16 protein-coding genes and 5 tRNA genes are annotated in these 18,848 nt (G+C 55.1%); 15 read left to right on the top strand and 6 right to left on the bottom strand.

Features of this window, described 5'->3' with window-relative positions; genetic code table 11:
- Positions 1–3: 3 nt before the first annotated feature.
- The 3 genes from C3451_RS05500 to C3451_RS05510 form a co-directional block, all read right to left on the bottom strand.
- Positions 4–753 carry a xylose isomerase gene (locus C3451_RS05500; protein ID WP_023305240.1) on the bottom strand — a complete coding sequence of 250 codons (750 nt, stop codon included), beginning with the start codon at positions 751–753 and terminating at the stop codon, positions 4–6.
- Between the two features lie 102 nt (positions 754–855).
- Positions 856–1,872, bottom strand: coding sequence for a LacI family DNA-binding transcriptional regulator (locus tag C3451_RS05505; protein WP_032626516.1), 1,017 nt, complete (start codon positions 1,870–1,872; stop codon positions 856–858).
- 157 nt (positions 1,873–2,029) lie between these two features.
- Positions 2,030–2,692, bottom strand: coding sequence for an OmpA family lipoprotein (locus tag C3451_RS05510; RefSeq protein ID WP_022646688.1), 663 nt, complete (start codon positions 2,690–2,692; stop codon positions 2,030–2,032).
- Positions 2,693–2,814: 122 nt separating this feature from the next.
- Between C3451_RS05510 and C3451_RS05515 the strand changes: the two genes are divergently transcribed.
- Positions 2,815–5,184, top strand: a complete 2,370-nt coding sequence (locus C3451_RS05515; RefSeq protein WP_045621355.1) for a molybdopterin guanine dinucleotide-containing S/N-oxide reductase — start codon at positions 2,815–2,817, stop codon at positions 5,182–5,184.
- Here C3451_RS05515 and C3451_RS05520 read toward each other — a convergent pair.
- Both C3451_RS05520 and tag read right to left on the bottom strand, forming a co-directional pair.
- Positions 5,153–5,593 carry an N-acetyltransferase gene (locus tag C3451_RS05520; protein WP_045621357.1) on the bottom strand — a complete coding sequence of 147 codons (441 nt, stop codon included), beginning with the start codon at positions 5,591–5,593 and terminating at the stop codon, positions 5,153–5,155. The two genes, C3451_RS05515 and C3451_RS05520, sit on opposite strands and share 32 nt — an antisense overlap.
- Positions 5,571–6,152, bottom strand: coding sequence for a DNA-3-methyladenine glycosylase I (gene tag, locus C3451_RS05525; protein ID WP_045621359.1), 582 nt, complete (start codon positions 6,150–6,152; stop codon positions 5,571–5,573). Before tag ends, C3451_RS05520 begins: the two co-directional genes overlap by 23 nt.
- Before the next feature lie 160 nt (positions 6,153–6,312).
- Here tag and C3451_RS05530 point away from each other — a divergent pair, with 160 nt between their 5' ends.
- The 9 genes from C3451_RS05530 to dppF all read left to right on the top strand — a co-directional run bounded on the left by C3451_RS05530 (position 6,313) and on the right by dppF (position 16,707).
- On the top strand, positions 6,313–6,855 hold the full coding sequence (locus C3451_RS05530) for a lipase (RefSeq protein ID WP_023299064.1): 543 nt from the start codon (positions 6,313–6,315) through the stop codon (positions 6,853–6,855).
- Between the two features lie 236 nt (positions 6,856–7,091).
- Positions 7,092–8,294, top strand: coding sequence for an MFS transporter (locus C3451_RS05535; protein ID WP_023299065.1), 1,203 nt, complete (start codon positions 7,092–7,094; stop codon positions 8,292–8,294).
- Between the two features lie 239 nt (positions 8,295–8,533).
- A complete protein-coding gene (gene eptB / locus C3451_RS05540) occupies positions 8,534–10,228 on the top strand; it encodes a kdo(2)-lipid A phosphoethanolamine 7''-transferase (RefSeq protein ID WP_022646694.1) in 1,695 nt (564 codons plus the stop codon).
- A 91-nt stretch (positions 10,229–10,319) separates the two neighbouring features.
- Positions 10,320–10,396, top strand: a tRNA-Pro gene (locus C3451_RS05545).
- Positions 10,397–11,017: 621 nt separating this feature from the next.
- Positions 11,018–12,625: a dipeptide ABC transporter periplasmic-binding protein DppA gene (gene dppA, locus C3451_RS05550; protein ID WP_022646695.1), complete on the top strand. Its 1,608-nt coding sequence runs from the start codon at positions 11,018–11,020 to the stop codon at positions 12,623–12,625.
- Positions 12,626–12,786: 161 nt separating this feature from the next.
- Positions 12,787–13,806: a dipeptide ABC transporter permease DppB gene (gene dppB / locus C3451_RS05555; RefSeq protein WP_022646696.1), complete on the top strand. Its 1,020-nt coding sequence runs from the start codon at positions 12,787–12,789 to the stop codon at positions 13,804–13,806.
- Positions 13,807–13,815: 9 nt separating this feature from the next.
- Positions 13,816–14,718, top strand: a complete 903-nt coding sequence (gene dppC / locus C3451_RS05560) for a dipeptide ABC transporter permease DppC (RefSeq protein WP_022646697.1) — start codon at positions 13,816–13,818, stop codon at positions 14,716–14,718.
- 10 nt (positions 14,719–14,728) lie between these two features.
- On the top strand, positions 14,729–15,712 hold the full coding sequence (gene dppD, locus C3451_RS05565; protein ID WP_010426220.1) for a dipeptide ABC transporter ATP-binding protein: 984 nt from the start codon (positions 14,729–14,731) through the stop codon (positions 15,710–15,712).
- On the top strand, positions 15,709–16,707 hold the full coding sequence (gene dppF / locus C3451_RS05570; protein WP_022646698.1) for a dipeptide ABC transporter ATP-binding subunit DppF: 999 nt from the start codon (positions 15,709–15,711) through the stop codon (positions 16,705–16,707). The genes dppD and dppF overlap by 4 nt, the downstream gene beginning before the upstream one ends.
- Positions 16,708–16,749: 42 nt before the next feature.
- Here dppF and coaA read toward each other — a convergent pair whose 3' ends face one another.
- A complete protein-coding gene (coaA, locus tag C3451_RS05575; protein WP_032622068.1) occupies positions 16,750–17,700 on the bottom strand; it encodes a type I pantothenate kinase in 951 nt (316 codons plus the stop codon).
- Positions 17,701–18,017: 317 nt separating this feature from the next.
- Here coaA and C3451_RS05580 point away from each other — a divergent pair.
- The 5 genes from C3451_RS05580 to C3451_RS05600 form a co-directional block, all read left to right on the top strand.
- Positions 18,018–18,093, top strand: a tRNA-Thr gene (locus tag C3451_RS05580).
- Positions 18,094–18,101: 8 nt separating this feature from the next.
- Positions 18,102–18,186: transfer RNA gene (locus C3451_RS05585), tRNA-Tyr, on the top strand.
- Between the two features lie 116 nt (positions 18,187–18,302).
- Positions 18,303–18,377 (top strand) — tRNA-Gly (locus tag C3451_RS05590).
- A 6-nt stretch (positions 18,378–18,383) separates the two neighbouring features.
- A tRNA-Thr gene (locus C3451_RS05595) sits at positions 18,384–18,459 on the top strand.
- 118 nt (positions 18,460–18,577) lie between these two features.
- Positions 18,578–18,848 (top strand): GTP-binding protein (locus C3451_RS05600; protein ID WP_000031677.1); only part of this gene is annotated, 271 nt, incomplete at its 3' end.

Below are 18,848 nucleotides of genomic sequence, written 5' to 3' on the forward strand. Positions count from 1 at the left end.
GGTTTACTCCTCGCGCAGCAGGTTGACGTAATGGCGGGTGACGGCGGTGAGATCCGTCCCTTCCAGCGGAAATTCGATACCGCGTGGCGCATCGGCAGGCAGTTGATTAAGCAGATCCCGCCAGCGAGAATCGGTCTGATCCGGCGCGACGGCGCGGAATTGCGCCTTATGCGGGACCGCGGCCTTCACATGAATGTAGCTCACGGCGGGAGCCAACTGACGTGCAGCCTCTTCCGGGGAGTCGCCAACCCACAGCCAGTTGCCCATATCGAACGTCAGCGTGACCGGCAGCGCCATTACCCGGCAGGCGGCTTTGAAGCGCTGCATCGGAGCGAGCTGACCGCAGTCGGTCTGGTCGTTTTCCACCACCAGCGTCATGCCGCTTTCATCCAGCAGTACGCGCAGGGCTTCAAGCGGTTGTTTGTCGCTGAAATGGCCCAGCGAGACTTTAAGCCACAGGGCGTTCAGGGTGCTGGCTTCGCTAAGGTAGCGCGGAAGATCCGGGTTGAGGGTTCCATCGGGCATAAACAGGGGGGCCGGGGCGGAGTAGCACGCCAGTAAACCCAGCAGTTCAATGGACTCGCCGAGCGCAGGCAGGGCCATTAACTCGTCGCTGCTGAAGAGCTCGCGGCGGATTTCAACGCCATCAGCCCCTGCGCCGGCAATAACGGGAAGCATCGCCCGTTGACCGCCTGCTTGTCGCACCTGATCCGCGCCATACGCGGCGGTGACCACCATAATTTTCCTGCTCATTTCCTGACTCCAGGGCGTAATCGATAGTATTACGCTAGATGGAACCGGTTCCAAAGAAAAGATCGGGATGCTGAATTTATGATCGCTGTCACGAAGGGGAAATTAACGGGCAGTAGAGCCGCGAACGATCAGCTCGCCAGAAAAAACCTGCTCGCGTACGGCGTCGCGGGTGCCTTCAATGCGGCGAACCACTTGTTCAACCGCGGCATAGCCGATCTGCCAGGTGGGTTGTTTGAGGGTGGTAATGCCTACGCCAGCAAGTTCAGCCCACTCCAGTTCATCAAAGCCGAGTAAGCCGATGTCGCTGCCCCAGTGCAGGCCAATGCGTTTAAGCGAGCGGGCAACCTGAAGCGTCAGCGCCCCGTTCGCGGAGATCACCGCTTTGCGCATACCCCGATGGCGGGTATGGAACTGGCGCAGGGTATTATCCAGCTGACCGGCTTCATGGAGGGGGATTTCGGCATTTTCGGCGATCACACCGGGATAACGCGCCAGCGTGGCACGAAATGCAGCCAGGCGGTCGCGGCGGGTGTTAACCATACCCAGCGGTTCGCTCAGGAACAAAATGGCTTCGAAACCCTGTTCAATCAGATGTTCGGTGGCAGTGGTGGCCGCCTGGGTGTTATCCAGCCCGACCACATCGCAGGCAAATTCCGGGATTTTGCGGTCAATAAGCACCATCGGCAGCGACGATTGTTGCAGGCGATTTAGTCCCTCTTCGCGCATCCCGACGGCATTGACCACGATCCCTTCCACCTGATAGCTGCGCAGCAGATCGAGGTAGTGCAACTCCTGATCAACTTCGTTATTGGTGTTACAGACCAGCGGGGTAAAGCCTTTCTCACGGCACGCCGCCTCAATGCCGCTGAGGACGTTAACGGAGTAAGGGTTGGTGATATCGGCGATGATGAGGCCAATCAGACGGGTACGACCCCGCTTGAGGCCGCGCGCCATCAGGCTGGGACGGTAGTCGAGATCGGCAATGGCCTGTTCAATTCGCGCCAGCAGTGCATCGGAAAGCAGGTGTTTCTCGCCGTTGAGGTAGCGTGAAATGCTGGTTTTACCGGTTTTGGCGGCTTTCGCCACGTCGCTGATGGTGGCCCGGGTTGGTTTGCTCATCGCTGATTTCCCTGAAATTAGTGAGAATACCTTAGCGGGAAAATCTGACGAATCAAGCAATTTGCCGGGTGGCGGTCTGATGCCCTCACCCCAACCCTCTCCCACGGGAGAGGGCGCAAACACTAAAACGGCAACAGGGTTGCCGTTTTGCTTTTACCTACTGCACAGGGCTCAACGTAATCTCAACGCGGCGGTTCTGCGCTTTGCCTTCCGCCGTGCTGTTGCTGGCGATCGGGTTAGCCGGACCCATGCCGCTGGTGCGGATGCGGTTCGCTTCTACGCCCTGGGTGATCAGCGAGCTGGCCACGGAATCGGCACGCTGCTGCGACAGACGCATGTTCAGATCCTGGCTGCCGGTACTGTCGGTGTAGCCAATCACGTTCACGGCAGTTTTGTTGTACTCTTTCAGCACCGCGGCCACGCCGGTCAGGGTGTTCGCGCCTGCGGGTTTCAGCGTCGCGCTGCTGCTGTCAAAGGTCACGTTGTTTGGCATGTTCAGGATGATGTTGTCACCGCTGCGCGTCACGCTCACGCCTGTACCTTTCATTTTGTCACGGAGTTTTGCTTCCTGCACATCCATGTAATAACCCACGCCGCCGCCCAGGGCTGCACCTGCCGCTGCGCCAATCAGCGCACCTTTACCGCGATCTTTCTTGGAGGAGGAGAGTGCGCCAACGCCAGCGCCCACCAGGGAACCAATACCCGCGCCAATGCCGGATTTACCCGCTTCGCGTTCGCCGGTGTAAGGGTTGGTTGTGCAGCCTGAAACAGCCAGTGCACCGCTCACCAGAGCGGCAATAACGAGTACGCGTTTTTTCATCTTATTTCCTTAATCCTTTTTATTCTTTGCCACGACGGACGTGGCAGTGGATTATGACGTCCGAATACGGAGAAAATTCAGTGTATAACTCTGAAATTTGTCACAAACGATAAACTGCCTCAATGAAAGGCCGTCATACCTGCACGCAACCAGGAGCGCACGCTTTGAGCACCTCAACAAAAACCATTCTGACCGCCGCCCACTGGGGGCCGATGCTGGTCGAAACCGATGGCGACACCGTGCTGTCGTCTCGCGGGGCTTTGCCTTCGCGCCATCTCAACTCTTTACAGACCGTCGTTCGCGATCAGGTACATAGCAAAACCCGCGTACGCTGGCCGATGGTGCGTAAAGGCTTTCTGGCGTCACCGGATAAACCGCAAGGTATTCGCGGGCAGGATGAGTTCGTGCGCGTGAGCTGGGACGATGCCCTGGCGCTGATCCATACGCAGCATAAACGCATCCGCGACAGCTATGGCCCGTCGTCCATTTTTGCCGGCTCCTATGGCTGGCGCTCAAACGGCGTGCTGCATAAGGCCGCAACCCTGCTGCAACGCTATATGAGCCTGGCCGGAGGATATACCGGCCATCTGGGTGATTACTCGACCGGCGCGGCGCAGGCGATCATGCCGTATGTCGTGGGCGGGAATGAGGTTTATCAGCAGCAGACCAGCTGGCCGCTGGTGCTGGAGCATACAGAGGTGGTGGTGCTGTGGAGCGCCAACCCGCTCAATACCCTTAAAATTGCCTGGAATGCGTCCGACGAGCAGGGCGTTTCCTACTTCGATGCGCTGCGCAAAAGCGGCAAGCGCATCATCTGTATCGATCCGATGCGTTCTGAAACGCTTGATTTCTTCGGCGACAGCGCCGAGTGGATCGCGCCGCATATGGGCACCGACGTGGCGATGATGCTGGGTATCGCCCACACCCTGGTGGAGAACGGCTGGCACGACACGGAATTTCTGACGCGCTGCACAACGGGGTTCGATAAATTTGCCGACTATCTGACGGGCAAAACCGACGGTATCGCCAAAACCGCAGAGTGGGCTGCGGCGATTTGCGGCGTTGATGCCGCTAAAATCCGCGAACTGGCAGCGTTATTCCATAGCCATGTCACGATGCTCATGTCCGGATGGGGGATGCAGCGCCAGCAGTTTGGCGAGCAGAAGCACTGGATGCTGGTGACGCTCGCCGCGATGCTTGGGCAGATTGGCACAGCCGGCGGCGGTTTTGGCCTTTCCTATCACTTTGCCAACGGCGGTAACCCGACGCGTAAAGCGGCGGTGCTGGCGTCCATGCAGGGCTCGGTGCAGGGTGGCGTGGACGCTGTGGATAAAATTCCGGTGGCACGCATTGTTGAATCTCTGGAGAACCCCGGCGGGTTTTATCAGCACAACGGTCAGGATCGCCATTTCCCGGATATTAAGTTTGTCTGGTGGGCGGGTGGGGCCAACTTCACCCATCACCAGGATACCAACCGCCTGATCCGCGCCTGGCAGAAACCGGAGCTGGTGGTGATCTCGGAGTGCTTCTGGACCGCGTCAGCGAAACATGCCGATATCGTTTTGCCCGCCACGACCTCGTTCGAGCGTAACGATCTCACCATGACGGGGGATTACAGCAACCAGCATATGGTACCGATGAAGCGCGTCGTGGCTCCCCGGGATGAAGCGCGGGATGATTATGACGTCTTTGCTGACCTGAGTGAATTATGGGAAGCGGGCGGACGGGAGCGTTTCACCGAGGGCAAAACGGATCTGCAATGGCTGGAAACGTTTTACCAGATTGCCTGCCAGCGCGGGGCTGCGCAGGGCGTGACGCTGCCGCCATTTGCTGAGTTCTGGGAGGCGAATCAACTCTTCGAAATGCCGGAAAGCGAGCAGAACGCGCGGTTTGTGCGCTTTGCTGACTTCCGTCGCGATCCGGAGAATCACCCGTTAAAAACCGAAAGCGGGAAGATTGTGATCCACAGCGAGCGCATCGCCAGCTTTGGCTACGCGGACTGCCCGCCGCACCCGGCGTGGCTGGAGCCGGACGAATGGCATGGCAATGCGCAGCCGGGGCAGCTTCAGCTGCTGTCTGCCCATCCTGCCCATCGTCTGCACAGCCAGCTCAACTATTCGGCTCTGCGCGAGCAGTATGCGGTGGCGGGTCGTGAGCCGATCGCGCTGAATAGCGACGATGCAAAGGCGCGGGGGATTAACGACGGCGATCTCGTTCGCGTCTGGAACGCACGCGGGCAGGTGCTGGCTGGCGCCGTGGTGAGTGACGGGATCCGCCCAGGCGTGTTCTGCATTCATCAGGGAGCATGGCCGGATCTGGCGCTGGACGAGGGCGGTATTTGTAAGAACGGCGCCGTAAACGTGCTGACCAAAGATCTCCCCAGCTCGAAGCTGGGGAATGGCTGTGCGGGGAATACGGCGCTGGCATGGGTGGAGAAATATGAGGGGCCGGCGCTTCCCCTTACGGCATTTGATCCGCCTGCCAGCTCATGATCCACGTCGGGTGTTGGGTATCATCCTGCCAGGCGCTGTCTTCGATGCGAAAACCCTGAGCATGATAGAAATTCACCGCCCGCACGTTTTTCTGATACACCTCCAGGGTTAAATATGGGTAGTGCTGCTGAACATAGTTCAGCAGCGTACGCCCGATCCCCCTTCCGATGAACGCCGGGGCGACAAACAACGCCCCCACGAACTGGAACTGCATGACGCTGATAAAACCGCACAGGGTACCGTTTTCCTCCCAGACCCAGGTCTCGGCGGCGGGAAGGTAATCATCCCGCACTACCGCTTCATTCGCTTGCCAGTAACTTGCGTCGATAAACGGATGCGCCTCGGTGGTGCTCTCCAGCCACAGACTCAAAAGCGGAGCGGTATCCTCACTTTGCCATTTGCGGATCATGGTGGCCCTCCGGGTGGCAGAAGCAGCCCTTAATGTGGTCATTGACCAGCCCGCAGGCCTGCATAAAGGAGTAACAGATGGTGGTGCCCACAAACTTAAAGCCGCGTTTTTTCAGTGCTTTTGACAGGGCATCTGAGGCGGGGGTCGACGTTGGGATCTCTGCAAGCGTGGCGGCCTGCGTCACCTTCGGCTCGTTATCCACAAACGACCAGACAAAAGCTGAGAAGGGTTCGCCGTTTTGCTCCATCGCCAGATAAGCACGCGCGTTACCAATCATGGCCTGAATTTTACCGCGATGGCGGATGATACCGGTATCCAGAACCAGCCTTTCCACGTCTTCGTCGGTCATGGCGGCCACCGCAACCGGATCGAAATGGTGGAAGGCCTTGCGATAGTTCTCACGCTTTTTCAGAACGGTGATCCACGACAGCCCGGCCTGCTGGCCTTCAAGGCAAATCATTTCAAACAGTTTTTTACCGTCGGTTTCCGGCACGCCCCATTCCTTGTCGTGATAATCGATATAAAGCTGATCCTGGCTTACCCAGCCGCAACGTTGCATAGGTCATCTCCCTTCCTGATACGGTAAACGCAAAAATTTCAATCTGCCCGGCTTGACGTGTTTGCTAAAGAGACAATAGTTAATACAGGGCTATACGCCCTAATACCTCTTCGAACAATGACATATATCGCCGAACTCGGCTCTTTCTGGAGTCGCTTTGATGATGTTAAAAAAAATCAGTGGTCGCCATGCTGCTTCTGGCCTGGTGGGTGTCTCAGCCTGCCTGCTTATATGTAACACCGCTTTTGCGTGGCAACAGGAATATATCGTTTCAGATGCACAAAGTAATACGACGGAACGCTATACATGGGACGCCGATCACCAACCTCGTTATGAAGATATTCTCGCGGAGCGTATCAACCATTCGCAGAATGCTGCGGGCTTTGCCCTGAACGACCCATCCGGTTCAGATGCGGAAACCGTTCTGAGCGTTGGCTGGAATTTTCCCGTGGCGGGACATTTTACCACCGGCCCCGTCATGGCGTGGCGCACTGATGGCGCTCCCCCTGCAACGGTGAATGCATTTGGTGAGGTAACTACCACGCAGCCGCTTACCGATCCCCTCTGGCATGCCAGCGTGAACTCGTTGGGGTGGCGCGTTGATACGCAGTATGGTGATTTACATCCCTGGGCGAAGATCAGCTACAACCAGCAGTCGGAGGAAGAATATTTGTACACCCTGGGCTTAAGCGCCAAATTTTAGGGTTGTTACTTTTTTAAACGCTGCGGTAACATATTTAATACAATAACGGCGCGGGCTGTGGTGATAGTGGTCACTCACCTTTAAGCGTTTTCTTTTCCGGCAAGGTCATTCATTCCCGCTTCCAGGCATTTCATTCCGTATCTCCTGCATTTCATGCCGTTTTACCCCTGGCGTTTTGGGGTTTTGTTTATCGTGTCCTCAGCGAACTTCCTTAATTTCTCTTGCAGGACACTGCCATGAACACATCAACTTATAACCGCACGCGTTGGCTGACGCTTTTCGGCACCATCGTTACCCAGTTCGCACTGGGCTCGGTCTATACCTGGAGCCTGTTTAACAGCGCCCTGTCCGATAAGCTCGGCGCACCGATAAGCCAGGTGGCATTCTCCTTCGGCTTGCTGAGCCTTGGATTAGCGATTTCCTCTTCCGTGGCGGGCAAACTTCAGGAGCGCTTCGGCGTGAAGCGCGTAACCATGGCCTCCGGGATCCTGCTGGGCGTGGGCTTCTTCCTGACGGCACATTCAAACAACCTGATGATGCTGTGGCTAAGCGCCGGGGTGCTGGTGGGTCTGGCGGACGGCGCAGGTTATCTGCTGACGCTGTCTAACTGCGTGAAGTGGTTCCCGGAGCGTAAAGGGCTTATCTCCGCGTTTGCCATTGGTTCATATGGCCTGGGCAGCCTGGGGTTCAAATTCATTGACTCCCATCTGCTGGCCTCGGTGGGGCTTGAGAAAACCTTTATGATCTGGGGCGTGATTGTGCTGGTAATGATCCTCTTCGGCGCCACGCTGATGAAAGATGCGCCGCAGCAGGAAGTGAAAACCGTTAACGGCGTGGTGGAGAACGATTTCACCCTCGCTCAGTCCATGCGTAAGCCGCAGTACTGGATGCTGGCGGTGATGTTCCTGACGGCCTGCATGAGCGGTCTGTATGTCATCGGTGTGGCGAAAGATATCGCGCAGGGGATGGTAAAACTGGACGCGGCGACGGCGGCGAACGCGGTGACGGTCATCTCCATCGCTAACCTCTCGGGTCGTCTGGTACTGGGTATCCTGTCTGACAAAATCGCCCGTATCCGTGTGATTACGCTGGGGCAGGTCATCTCCCTGGTGGGTATGGCAGCACTGCTGTTCGCTCCGCTGAACGAGGCGACATTCTTTGCAGCAATTGCCTGCGTAGCCTTTAACTTTGGCGGCACTATTACCGTCTTCCCGTCACTGGTGAGCGAGTTCTTCGGCCTGAACAACCTGGCGAAAAACTACGGCGTCATTTATCTCGGCTTCGGTATCGGCAGTATTTGCGGTTCACTGATTGCCTCGCTGTTTGGCGGCTTCTACGTGACCTTCTGCGTGATATTCGCTTTGCTGATTATTTCGCTGGCGCTGTCCACCACGATCCGTCAGCCGCAGCGCGAACTGTATAAAGAAGCGCATGTATGATGCGATGAAAAGAGGCCGCAGGGCCTCTTTTATTTATTTCTAAATCGCTTCCGGACTTGCTATTTTGTAAAAATCTTCATCGATTCACATTCTCTGCTGCCACTTTTCTTCCCTGCTGTGGTCTACTTATCGCGCTTGTAGACGTTTCTGATAACGGTTTCTCTCGCATCTACTTACTCTGTCAGCTTTCTCACTGAGATTCGGCGGGTTTTTATACCCCTTCCCCCAGGGTTGTTTGCATGAAATATATTAGGTCTCTTACCCAGCAAAGATTGTGTCTGATGCTGGCTGTCTATATCGGTTTGTTTCTGAATGGCGCGGTGCTGTTCAGACGAGTGGAAGGTTATTTCGAACACCTCACTGTAAGAAATGGAATTTTTGCCGCGATTGAAGTGTTTGGCTCAATTCTGGCGACCTTCTTCCTGTTACGCCTGCTCTCTCTCTTTGGCCGTCGTACATGGCAAATTCTGGCCTCGCTGGTGGTGATTATCTCCGCCGCCGCAAGCTATTACATGACATTCATGAACGTGGTCATTGGCTACGGTATTGTGGCCTCGGTGATGACCACGGACATCGACCTCTCGAAAGAGGTGGTGGGTCAAGGGTTCATCCTGTGGACGATTCTGACCTGCCTGATCCCGCTCTTCTTTATCTGGAGTAACACCTGTCGCTACACCCTGTTACGCCAGTTGCGTACCCGGGGACAGCGCATCCGCAACGTCGCCGTCGTTCTTCTGGCGGGTCTGCTGGTATGGGCGCCTATTCGCCTGATGGAAAAGCAGCAAAAACGGATCGAAAAAGCGACAGGCGTGGATATGCCAAGCTACGGCGGCGTGGTGGCTAACTCGTACCTGCCGTCTAACTGGCTGTCGGCGTTAGGTCTTTATGCCTGGGCTCAGGCGGACGAATCCAGCGATGTGAAATCGCTGATTAACCCAACCAAAAAGTTCACCTACCAGGCTCCGGCTGACGGGCTGGATGATACTTACGTGGTCTTCGTTATCGGCGAAACGACGCGCTGGGATCATATGGGTATTCTCGGTTATGACCGCGATACCACCCCGAAACTGGCGCAGGAAAAGAATCTGGTGGCATACCGCGGCTACTCCTGCGATACCGCCACGAAGCTCTCGTTGCGCTGTATGTTTGTTCGCGAGGGCGGTGCGAGTGATAACCCTCAGCGCACTCTCAAAGAGCAAAACGTGTTTGCTGTTCTGAAGCAGCTTGGATTTAGCTCCGATCTGTTCGCCATGCAAAGTGAGATGTGGTTCTACACCAACACCATGGCGGATAACATCGCCTACCGCGAGCAGATTGGCGCCGAGCCGCGTAACCGCGGAAAGAACGTTGATGACATGCTGCTGCTCTCTGAGATGGAACAGTCGCTGAAAAACCATCCGCAGGGTAAGCACCTAATTGTTCTGCATACCAAAGGGTCACACTACAGCTACTATCAGCGTTACACGCGCGATTTCGCCAAATGGACGCCTGAGTGCGTCGGCATTAACAAGAACTGTAGCAAGCAGGAGTTGATCAATGCCTATGATAACTCGATTCTGTATGTGGATACCTTCCTCAGCCGGGTGATTGACCAGCTTCGCGATAAGAAAGCGATTGTGATCTACGCGGCCGACCACGGCGAGTCCATCAACGAGAAAGAGCATTTACACGGTACGCCGCGTAAGCTGGCGCCACCAGAGCAGTTCCGCGTGCCGATGATCATGTGGATGTCGGACAAGTATCTGGAAAACCCGGACAAAGCCAAAATGTTTGCCCACCTGAAACAGCAGGCAGAGATTAAGGTACCGCGCCGTCACGTTGAGCTGTACGACACTATTATGGGCTGTCTCGGCTATACCTCACCGAACGGTGGGATTAACGAAAACAACAACTGGTGTAAACTCCCTGATAACACCACAAAAGCCGCGCAGTAGCTGGTCTGGCGAGAATATCGCCAGTTGAATGGCTTTTTGAAAATAAGGGATTGACGAGGGCGCACCTCAGCAGTAAGATGCGCTCCGCATTCGGCGAGTAGCGCAGCTTGGTAGCGCAACTGGTTTGGGACCAGTGGGTCGGAGGTTCGAATCCTCTCTCGCCGACCACATTCTAAAAAGGGCTAACCGCAAGGTTAGCCCTTTTTGCATTAACGCGTTACCCCACACGAGTCCTCAAAATACCCCTTAGCCCTGCTTCCCCCTGCCTGCTTGCGGTTTTGTGACATAATCCATTGTATTTTTTTATATATAGTTTGATCTTTTTTCGCGTTGCTTATGGATAACCTCAGCATTTTTCGCTGTGCGTTTTAACGTTCGCGGTATTTAGTGCTCAGATAATCACCATTCTGTAAGAAAATTTACCCATTCTGAATAAAACTTAATCACTGGGTGTTGCGAAATAGGGAGGGGTTTGTGCTGCAACATGGCGAGTAGCATAAATTTCTCTGCTGAAAACTGGCATTCAGAGTTTTTTTAATCTTTGTTTGCGGTTTCTCACACTCCACGTAAATCCCCGCCACCTGTATTGACGTTTTCACATTCTGTTGACAGATTGTAGGGCACGAGGGGCATTTCAGGGAGGATCTGCGCTGCAACTCAAACGCTCTTCTGAAAGGATTCTCTATCCCTTTTAACGCCCTCGGGCATCACCGACCGGACCGGGTAAAAAATAAATAAAGGTCAGGCGGCGTAACACAACAAAGCAAAACATCACATTGGAGCACAATAATGAGTATTTCCTTGAAGAAGTCAGGGATGCTGAAGCTTGGTCTGAGCCTGGTGGCCATGACCGTCGCAGCAAGCGTACAGGCAAAAACCCTGGTTTACTGTTCTGAAGGCTCTCCGGAAGGCTTTAACCCACAGCTCTTTACCTCTGGTACGACTTACGACGCGAGCTCTGTACCGATCTATAACCGTCTGGTTGAATTTAAAACCGGCACCACGGAAGTGATTCCTGGCCTGGCTGAAAAGTGGGATATCAGCGAAGACGGTAAAACCTATACCTTCCACCTGCGTCAGGGCGTGAAGTGGCAGGACAGCAAAGAATTCAAACCTACGCGCGACTTTAACGCCGACGACGTAGTGTTCTCCTTCGACCGTCAAAAAAATGCCCAGAACCCGTACCATAAAGTGTCTGGCGGCAGCTATGAATACTTCGAAGGGATGGGTCTGCCAGACCTGATTGCTGAAGTGAAAAAAGTGGACGATAAAACCGTTCAGTTCGTGCTGACGCGTCCGGAAGCGCCATTCCTCGCTGACCTGGCGATGGACTTCGCCTCTATTCTCTCTAAAGAGTACGCGGACAACATGCTGAAAGCCGGCACGCCGGAAAAAGTGGACCTGAACCCAATCGGTACCGGCCCGTTCCAGCTGCTTCAGTACCAGAAAGATTCCCGTATTCTGTATAAAGCCTTCCCGGGCTACTGGGGCACCAAGCCGCAGATCGACCGTCTGGTCTTCTCCATCACGCCTGACGCATCCGTGCGTTACGCAAAATTGCAGAAAAACGAATGTCAGGTGATGCCGTATCCAAACCCGGCTGACATCGCGCGCATGAAGCAGGACAAAAATATCAACCTGATGGAGCAGGCGGGCCTGAACGTGGGGTATCTCTCCTTCAACACCGAGAAGAAACCGTTCGATGACGTGAAAGTGCGTCAGGCGCTGACCTACGCGGTGAACAAAGAAGCGATCATCAAAGCCGTTTACCAGGGCGCTGGCGTTGCGGCCAAGAACCTGATCCCACCAACCATGTGGGGCTATAACGACGACATTAAGGACTACACCTACGATCCTGAGAAAGCGAAAGCGCTGCTGAAAGAAGCGGGCCAGGATAAAGGTTTCACCGTTGAGCTGTGGGCGATGCCGGTACAGCGTCCTTACAACCCGAACGCACGTCGTATGGCGGAAATGGTTCAGGCTGACTGGGCGAAGATTGGCGTACAGGCCAAAATTGTGACCTACGAGTGGGGCGAGTACCTGAAACGCGCCAAAGCGGGCGAACACCAGGCGGTCATGATGGGCTGGACCGGCGACAACGGGGATCCGGACAACTTCTTCGCGACCCTGTTCAGCTGTGCGGCAGCGAAAGACGGTTCCAACTACTCTCGCTGGTGCTACAAGCCGTTTGAAGACCTGATCCAGCCGGCGCGTGCGACCGATGATCACAACAAACGTATCGAACTGTACAAGCAAGCGCAGGTTGTCATGCACGATCAGGCTCCGGCGCTGATTGTTGCTCACTCCACCGTGTACGAGCCAGTGCGTAAAGAAGTGAAGGGCTACGTGGTCGATCCACTGGGCAAACACCACTTCGAAAACGTGTCTGTTGAATAATAAGTAGGGTGTTCTCCCTCTCCCTGTGGGAGAGGGCAGGGGTGAGGGGCGTGCATGCATCCCCTCACCCTAACCCTCTCCCGAAGGGAGAGGGAATTTACATTTGTGAGCAATACAGACGTCACGCTACTGAGCGTGCGTCATCAGAGAGAATCCGGGTTATGTTGCAGTTCATCCTCCGACGTCTGGGACTGGTTATCCCGACGTTTATCGGTATCACCCTTCTCACTTTTGCCTTCGTCCATATGATCCCGGGTGATCCGGTGATGATTATGGCGGGCGAGCGTGGTATCTCCCCTGAACGTCATGCGCAACTGCTGGCTGAACTCGGCCTTGATAAGCCGATGTGGCAGCAGTACCTCCACTACATCTGGGGCGTATTACACGGCGATTTAGGGATTTCACTGAAAAGCCGTCTTCCGGTGTGGGACGAGTTCGTGCCGCGTTTCCAGGCGACGCTGGAACTCGGCATCTGCGCCATGATCTTCGCGACCGCGGTGGGGATTCCCGTCGGCGTGCTGGCTGCCGTTAAGCGTGGCTCTATTTTCGACCACACCGCCGTTGGCCTGGCACTGACCGGCTACTCCATGCCTATCTTCTGGTGGGGCATGATGCTGATCATGCTGGTCTCGGTGCAGTGGAACCTGACGCCGGTCTCCGGACGTGTCAGCGATATGGTTTTCCTTGACGACACCAACCCGTTAACCGGCTTTATGCTGATTGATACGGCGATCTGGGGCGAAGAGGGCAACTTCATTGATGCGGTTGCGCACATGATCCTGCCTGCAATGGTGCTGGGCACCATCCCACTTGCGGTGATCGTGCGTATGACTCGTTCCTCCATGCTGGAAGTGCTGGGCGAAGATTATATTCGTACTGCCCGCGCTAAAGGTCTGACCCGTATGCGCGTCATCATCATTCATGCCCTGCGTAACGCCATGCTGCCGGTGGTGACCGTTATCGGTTTGCAGGTCGGTACGCTGCTGGCCGGGGCGATCCTGACCGAAACCATCTTCTCCTGGCCAGGCCTTGGACGCTGGTTGATTGATGCGCTGCAACGCCGTGATTATCCGGTTGTGCAGGGCGGTGTATTGCTGGTCGCGACGATGATTATCCTCGTCAACCTGCTGGTCGATTTGCTGTACGGCGTGGTGAACCCGCGTATTCGTCATAAGAAGTAAGGGGCCATCATGTCACAAGTTACTCAAAACAAAGCGGTTACCGCACCGGTGCCAATGACGCCGATGCAGGAATTCTGGCACTACTTCAAGCGCAACAAAGGCGCGGTCGTCGGGCTGGTGTATGTTTCCATCATGATCCTGATTGCGGTGTTTGCGAACTTCCTTGCGCCGTATAACCCCGCGGACCAGTTCCGTGATGCGCTGCTCGCGCCACCGGCCTGGCAGGAAGGTGGTAGCCTGACGCACCTGCTCGGTACCGATGACGTTGGCCGTGATGTGCTGTCTCGTCTGATGTACGGTGCGCGCCTCTCTCTGCTGGTTGGCTGTCTCGTTGTGGTGTTGTCGCTGATCATGGGCGTTGTGCTTGGTCTTGTGGCGGGCTACTTCGGCGGCATCGTTGATAACGTCATCATGCGTATCGTCGATATCATGCTGGCATTGCCAAGCCTTCTGCTGGCCCTGGTGCTGGTCGCGGTCTTTGGTCCTTCGATAGGCAATGCCGCGCTCGCGCTAACGTTCGTTGCGCTTCCTCACTATGTCCGATTAACCCGTGCGGCCGTGCTGGTCGAGGTGAACCGCGATTATGTAACGGCATCTCGAGTGGCGGGTGCGGGGGCGATGCGCCAGATGTTCGTCAATATTCTTCCTAACTGCCTTGCACCGCTGATTGTTCAGGCGTCGCTCGGTTTTTCTAACGCCATTCTCGATATGGCCGCTCTTGGCTTCCTTGGCATGGGTGCGCAGCCGCCAACACCGGAATGGGGCACCATGCTCTCCGACGTGTTGCAGTTCGCGCAAAGCGCCTGGTGGGTCGTCACCTTCCCGGGTCTGGCGATTCTGCTGACGGTGCTGGCATTTAACCTGATGGGTGATGGTCTGCGTGATGCACTTGATCCCAAACTGAAGCAGTAAGAGGCACGAGATGGCGTTATTAAATGTAGATAAATTATCGGTGCACTTCGGCGATGAAGGCACACCGTTTCGTGCTGTGGACCGCATCAGCTATAGCGTAAATCAGGGCGAAGTGGTTGGTATCGTTGGGGAGTCCGGTTCCGGTAAGTCAGTGAGTTCACTGGCAATCATGGGGCTGATTGACTATCCCGGCCGCGTAATGGCGGAAAGCCTGGAGTTCAATGGTCAGGATCTGCAGCGCATTTCCGAAAAACAGCGCCGCCAACTGGTGGGAGCGGAAGTGGCGATGATCTTCCAGGACCCGATGACCAGTCTGAACCCGTGTTACACCGTGGGTTTCCAGATTATGGAAGCCATTAAGGTGCACCAGGGCGGTAACAAGCAAACCCGTCGCCAGCGCGCTATTGACCTGCTGACGCAGGTGGGTATACCCGATCCGGCATCGCGTCTGGACGTTTATCCGCACCAGTTGTCCGGTGGGATGAGTCAGCGTGTAATGATCGCGATGGCCATTGCCTGTCGTCCAAAACTGCTGATTGCCGATGAACCGACAACCGCGCTGGACGTGACCATTCAGGCGCAAATTATTGAGCTACTGCTGGAGTTGCAGCAGAAAGAGAATATGGCGCTGGTGCTGATTACGCACGATCTGGCGCTGGTGGCTGAAGCGGCACACAAAATCATTGTGATGTATGCAGGCCAGGTGGTGGAGACCGGGAGTTCACACGATATCTTCCGGGCCCCGCGTCATCCCTATACGCAGGCGCTGCTGCGCGCGCTGCCGGAGTTCGCGCAGGATAAAGCGCGTCTGGCCTCGCTGCCGGGGGTGGTACCGGGTAAATATGACCGTCCTCAGGGCTGTCTGCTTAACCCGCGCTGCCCGTATGCGACGGATAAATGCCGCGTCGACGAGCCGGAGCTGAACCTGTTAGCTGACGGACGTCAGTCGAAATGCCACTACCCACTCGATGATGCCGGGAGGCCAACACTATGAGTACGCAACAAATGCTGTTGCAGGCCATCGACCTGAAAAAACATTACCCGGTGAAGAAGGGCCTCTTTGCTCCTGAGCGCCTGGTAAAAGCGCTGGATGGTGTCTCCTTTACTCTCGAACGCGGAAAAACGCTGGCGGTGGTAGGGGAATCTGGCTGTGGGAAGTCCACGCTGGGCCGTCTGTTAACGATGATTGAAGTTCCGACTGGCGGCGAGCTTTACTATCAGGGCCAGGATCTGCTCAAGCACGATCCGCAGGCGCAGAAACTGCGACGTCAGAAAATCCAGATTGTGTTCCAGAATCCGTATGGTTCGCTGAACCCGCGAAAAAAAGTGGGGCAGATTCTGGAAGAGCCGCTGCTGATCAACAGCAACCTGAGCAAAGAGCAGCGTCGTGAAAAAGCGCTGGCGATGATGGCGAAGGTGGGCCTGAAAACCGAGCATTACGATCGCTATCCGCATATGTTCTCTGGCGGTCAACGTCAGCGTATCGCCATCGCCCGTGGTCTGATGCTCGACCCGGACGTGGTGATTGCCGATGAACCGGTTTCGGCGCTCGACGTATCCGTGCGTGCGCAGGTGCTGAACCTGATGATGGATTTACAGCAGGATCTTGGGCTGTCGTACGTTTTCATCTCCCATGACCTGTCTGTGGTTGAGCACATTGCCGATGAGGTGATGGTGATGTATCTGGGACGCTGCGTAGAGAAGGGGACGAAAGATCAGATCTTTAATAACCCGCGTCATCCATATACTCAGGCACTACTGTCTGCGACGCCGCGACTGAACCCGGATGACCGCCGTGAGCGCATTAAGCTGACCGGCGAGTTACCAAGCCCGCTTAACCCGCCGCCGGGATGTGCGTTCAACGCTCGCTGCCGTCGCCGCTTCGGTCCGTGTACGCAGTTGCAGCCACAACTGAAAGATTATGGCGGACAGCTGGTGGCCTGCTTCGCGGTCGATCAGGATGAAAACGGCGAAAAGCCGCATGCATAAAGGAAAAAACCGGCGATTAGCCGGTTTTTTTACGTCTGAGATCTACTTCCGCAAACGAATCTGGTCAACGGCGTGTTTCTCACTCTTGGTGAGGATCAGGCTTGCACGTTCGCGCGTCGGCAGGATGTTCTCTTTGAGGTTGACGTAGTTGATCTCATTCCACAGCCCGGTCGCCACGTTGATAGCCTCTTCTTCAGAGAGCTGAGCGTAGTTGTGGAAGTAAGAATCCGGGTCGGTGAACGCCCCTTCACGGAACTTCAGGAAGCGGTTGATATACCAGCGTTGCAACAGATCTTCAGGCGCATCCACATAAATTGAGAAATCGACGAAGTCAGAGACAAACACGTGATGCGGATCGTGAGGGTAATCCATCCCGCTTTGCAGTACGTTTAAGCCCTCCAGAATCAGGATGTCGGGCTGCACCACCGTTTTGTCACCATCCGGGATGCGGTCGTAGATCAGATGCGAGTAGACCGGTGCGGTAACGTTCGGCACGCCCGATTTTAAATCAGAGACAAACTTTACCAGGCGGTGCATATCATAAGAGAGCGGGAAGCCCTTCTTCTTCATCAGGCCGCGTTCTTTCAACACCTCATTGGGATGCAGGAAGCCGTCGGTGGTGATCAGCTCCACGCTGCGGTGTTCCGGCCAGCGGCTCAGCAGCGCCTGTAGCACGCGCGCGGTGGTACTTTTACCCACTGCCACGCTGCCCGCAATACTGATGATATAAGGAATACGTTGACCGTTCGTGCCGAGGAACTGTTCCAGTACGGCCTGACGACGCAAGTTGGAGCTGATGTAAAAGTTAAGCAAGCGAGAGAGGGGGAGATAGATTTCTGCCACCTCTTCCAGGGAGAGATCTTCGTTTATCCCTTTTAGCCGTGCGATTTCACCTTCCGTCAGTGTCATAGGGACGGAGTCACGCAGGGCTGCCCACTGGCTACGGTTAAACTGAAGATAGGGCGTCATTAACGTTTGCTCTTTTTTGCTCATAAGCATGCTTCTGTGAACCATCACGAAACGGCGGGTGCGGGCTCATCACATAGTTAATTTTGGACAATGGGCAGGAGGTTAACACCAGATGAGAGGAATAATAAGAAAAAATATGGGAAAGCGATGCTTAACCGGGCAGGCATCACCCGGGGCTATAGCGTGCCGAAATCAGGCGTTCATGTTGGATTTTTAATCACGAGCGGATGAATTTACAGCGGTTAGTCCTGGTTTCGAATAAAATGTGAGCGAAAGAACGTTTTATGCAATTTTTTAGTTGCATGACTGCGCAGGTCTCCATAGAATGCGCGCTACTTGATGCCGACTTAGCTCAGTAGGTAGAGCAACTGACTTGTAATCAGTAGGTCACCAGTTCGATTCCGGTAGTCGGCACCATCAAGTCCGGTGGGGTTCCCGAGCGGCCAAAGGGAGCAGACTGTAAATCTGCCGTCACAGACTTCGAAGGTTCGAATCCTTCCCCCACCACCACTTTCTGGCAGCGTCAACGCCGCCGGAGCTGGTTGGAAAAATTGACCAGCTCGAACAGAAAAGAGAGAAATCTCTTTTTTTGTTACAGAAAGAACTGGGTAGCCGAGTTTCAGGATGCGGGCATCGTATAATGGCTATTACCTCAGCCTTCCAAGCTGATGATGCGGGTTCGATTCCCGCTGCCCGCTCCAATACGTGCTGATATGGCTCAGTTGGTAGAGCGCACCCTTGGTAAGGGTGAGGTCCCCAGTTCGACTCTGGGTATCAGCACCACTTCACTTCTCCCTCCCTTTCTCTCTGTTTCAATGTAAATGTATTCAACAGTTCAGGCATTTTCGCCTGGTTGATGTGGTGATATCACCGATTTATCCGTGTCTTAGAGGGACAATCGATGTCTAAAGAAAAGTTTGAACGTACAAAACCGCACGTTAACGTCGGTACTATCGGCCACGTTGACCATGGTAAAACAACGCTGACCGCTGCAATCACTACCGTACTGGCTAAAACCTACGGCGGTGCTGCTCGTGCTTTCGATCAGATCGATAACGCACCAGAAGAAAAAGCTCGTGGTATCACCATCAACACCTCTCACGTTGAGTATGACACCCCGACTCGCCACTACGCACACGTAGACTGCCCAGGCCACGCCGACTATGTTAAAA

It is taken from the genome of Enterobacter sp. 301B (assembly GCF_003850715.1).
Classification (GTDB): Bacteria; Pseudomonadota; Gammaproteobacteria; order Enterobacterales; family Enterobacteriaceae; genus Enterobacter; species Enterobacter intestinihominis.

Excerpts from the sequence above, each read along its gene's own strand:
- C3451_RS05505 (WP_032626516.1), bottom strand. The coding sequence starts at position 1,872 with ATGAGCAAACCAACCCGGGCCACCATCAGCGACGTGGCGAAAGCCGCC.
- dppB (WP_022646696.1), top strand. The coding sequence starts at position 12,787 with ATGTTGCAGTTCATCCTCCGACGTCTGGGACTGGTTATCCCGACGTTT.
- C3451_RS05510 (WP_022646688.1), bottom strand. The coding sequence starts at position 2,692 with ATGAAAAAACGCGTACTCGTTATTGCCGCTCTGGTGAGCGGTGCACTG.
- tag (WP_045621359.1), bottom strand. The coding sequence starts at position 6,152 with ATGCAACGTTGCGGCTGGGTAAGCCAGGATCAGCTTTATATCGATTAT.
- eptB (WP_022646694.1), top strand. The coding sequence starts at position 8,534 with ATGAAATATATTAGGTCTCTTACCCAGCAAAGATTGTGTCTGATGCTG.
- C3451_RS05535 (WP_023299065.1), top strand. The coding sequence starts at position 7,092 with ATGAACACATCAACTTATAACCGCACGCGTTGGCTGACGCTTTTCGGC.
- dppC (WP_022646697.1), top strand. The coding sequence starts at position 13,816 with ATGTCACAAGTTACTCAAAACAAAGCGGTTACCGCACCGGTGCCAATG.
- C3451_RS05530 (WP_023299064.1), top strand. The coding sequence starts at position 6,313 with ATGATGTTAAAAAAAATCAGTGGTCGCCATGCTGCTTCTGGCCTGGTG.
- C3451_RS05520 (WP_045621357.1), bottom strand. The coding sequence starts at position 5,593 with ATGATCCGCAAATGGCAAAGTGAGGATACCGCTCCGCTTTTGAGTCTG.
- dppF (WP_022646698.1), top strand. The coding sequence starts at position 15,709 with ATGAGTACGCAACAAATGCTGTTGCAGGCCATCGACCTGAAAAAACAT.
- coaA (WP_032622068.1), bottom strand. The coding sequence starts at position 17,700 with ATGAGCAAAAAAGAGCAAACGTTAATGACGCCCTATCTTCAGTTTAAC.
- C3451_RS05500 (WP_023305240.1), bottom strand. The coding sequence starts at position 753 with ATGAGCAGGAAAATTATGGTGGTCACCGCCGCGTATGGCGCGGATCAG.
- dppD (WP_010426220.1), top strand. The coding sequence starts at position 14,729 with ATGGCGTTATTAAATGTAGATAAATTATCGGTGCACTTCGGCGATGAA.
- dppA (WP_022646695.1), top strand. The coding sequence starts at position 11,018 with ATGAGTATTTCCTTGAAGAAGTCAGGGATGCTGAAGCTTGGTCTGAGC.
- C3451_RS05515 (WP_045621355.1), top strand. The coding sequence starts at position 2,815 with ATGAAAGGCCGTCATACCTGCACGCAACCAGGAGCGCACGCTTTGAGC.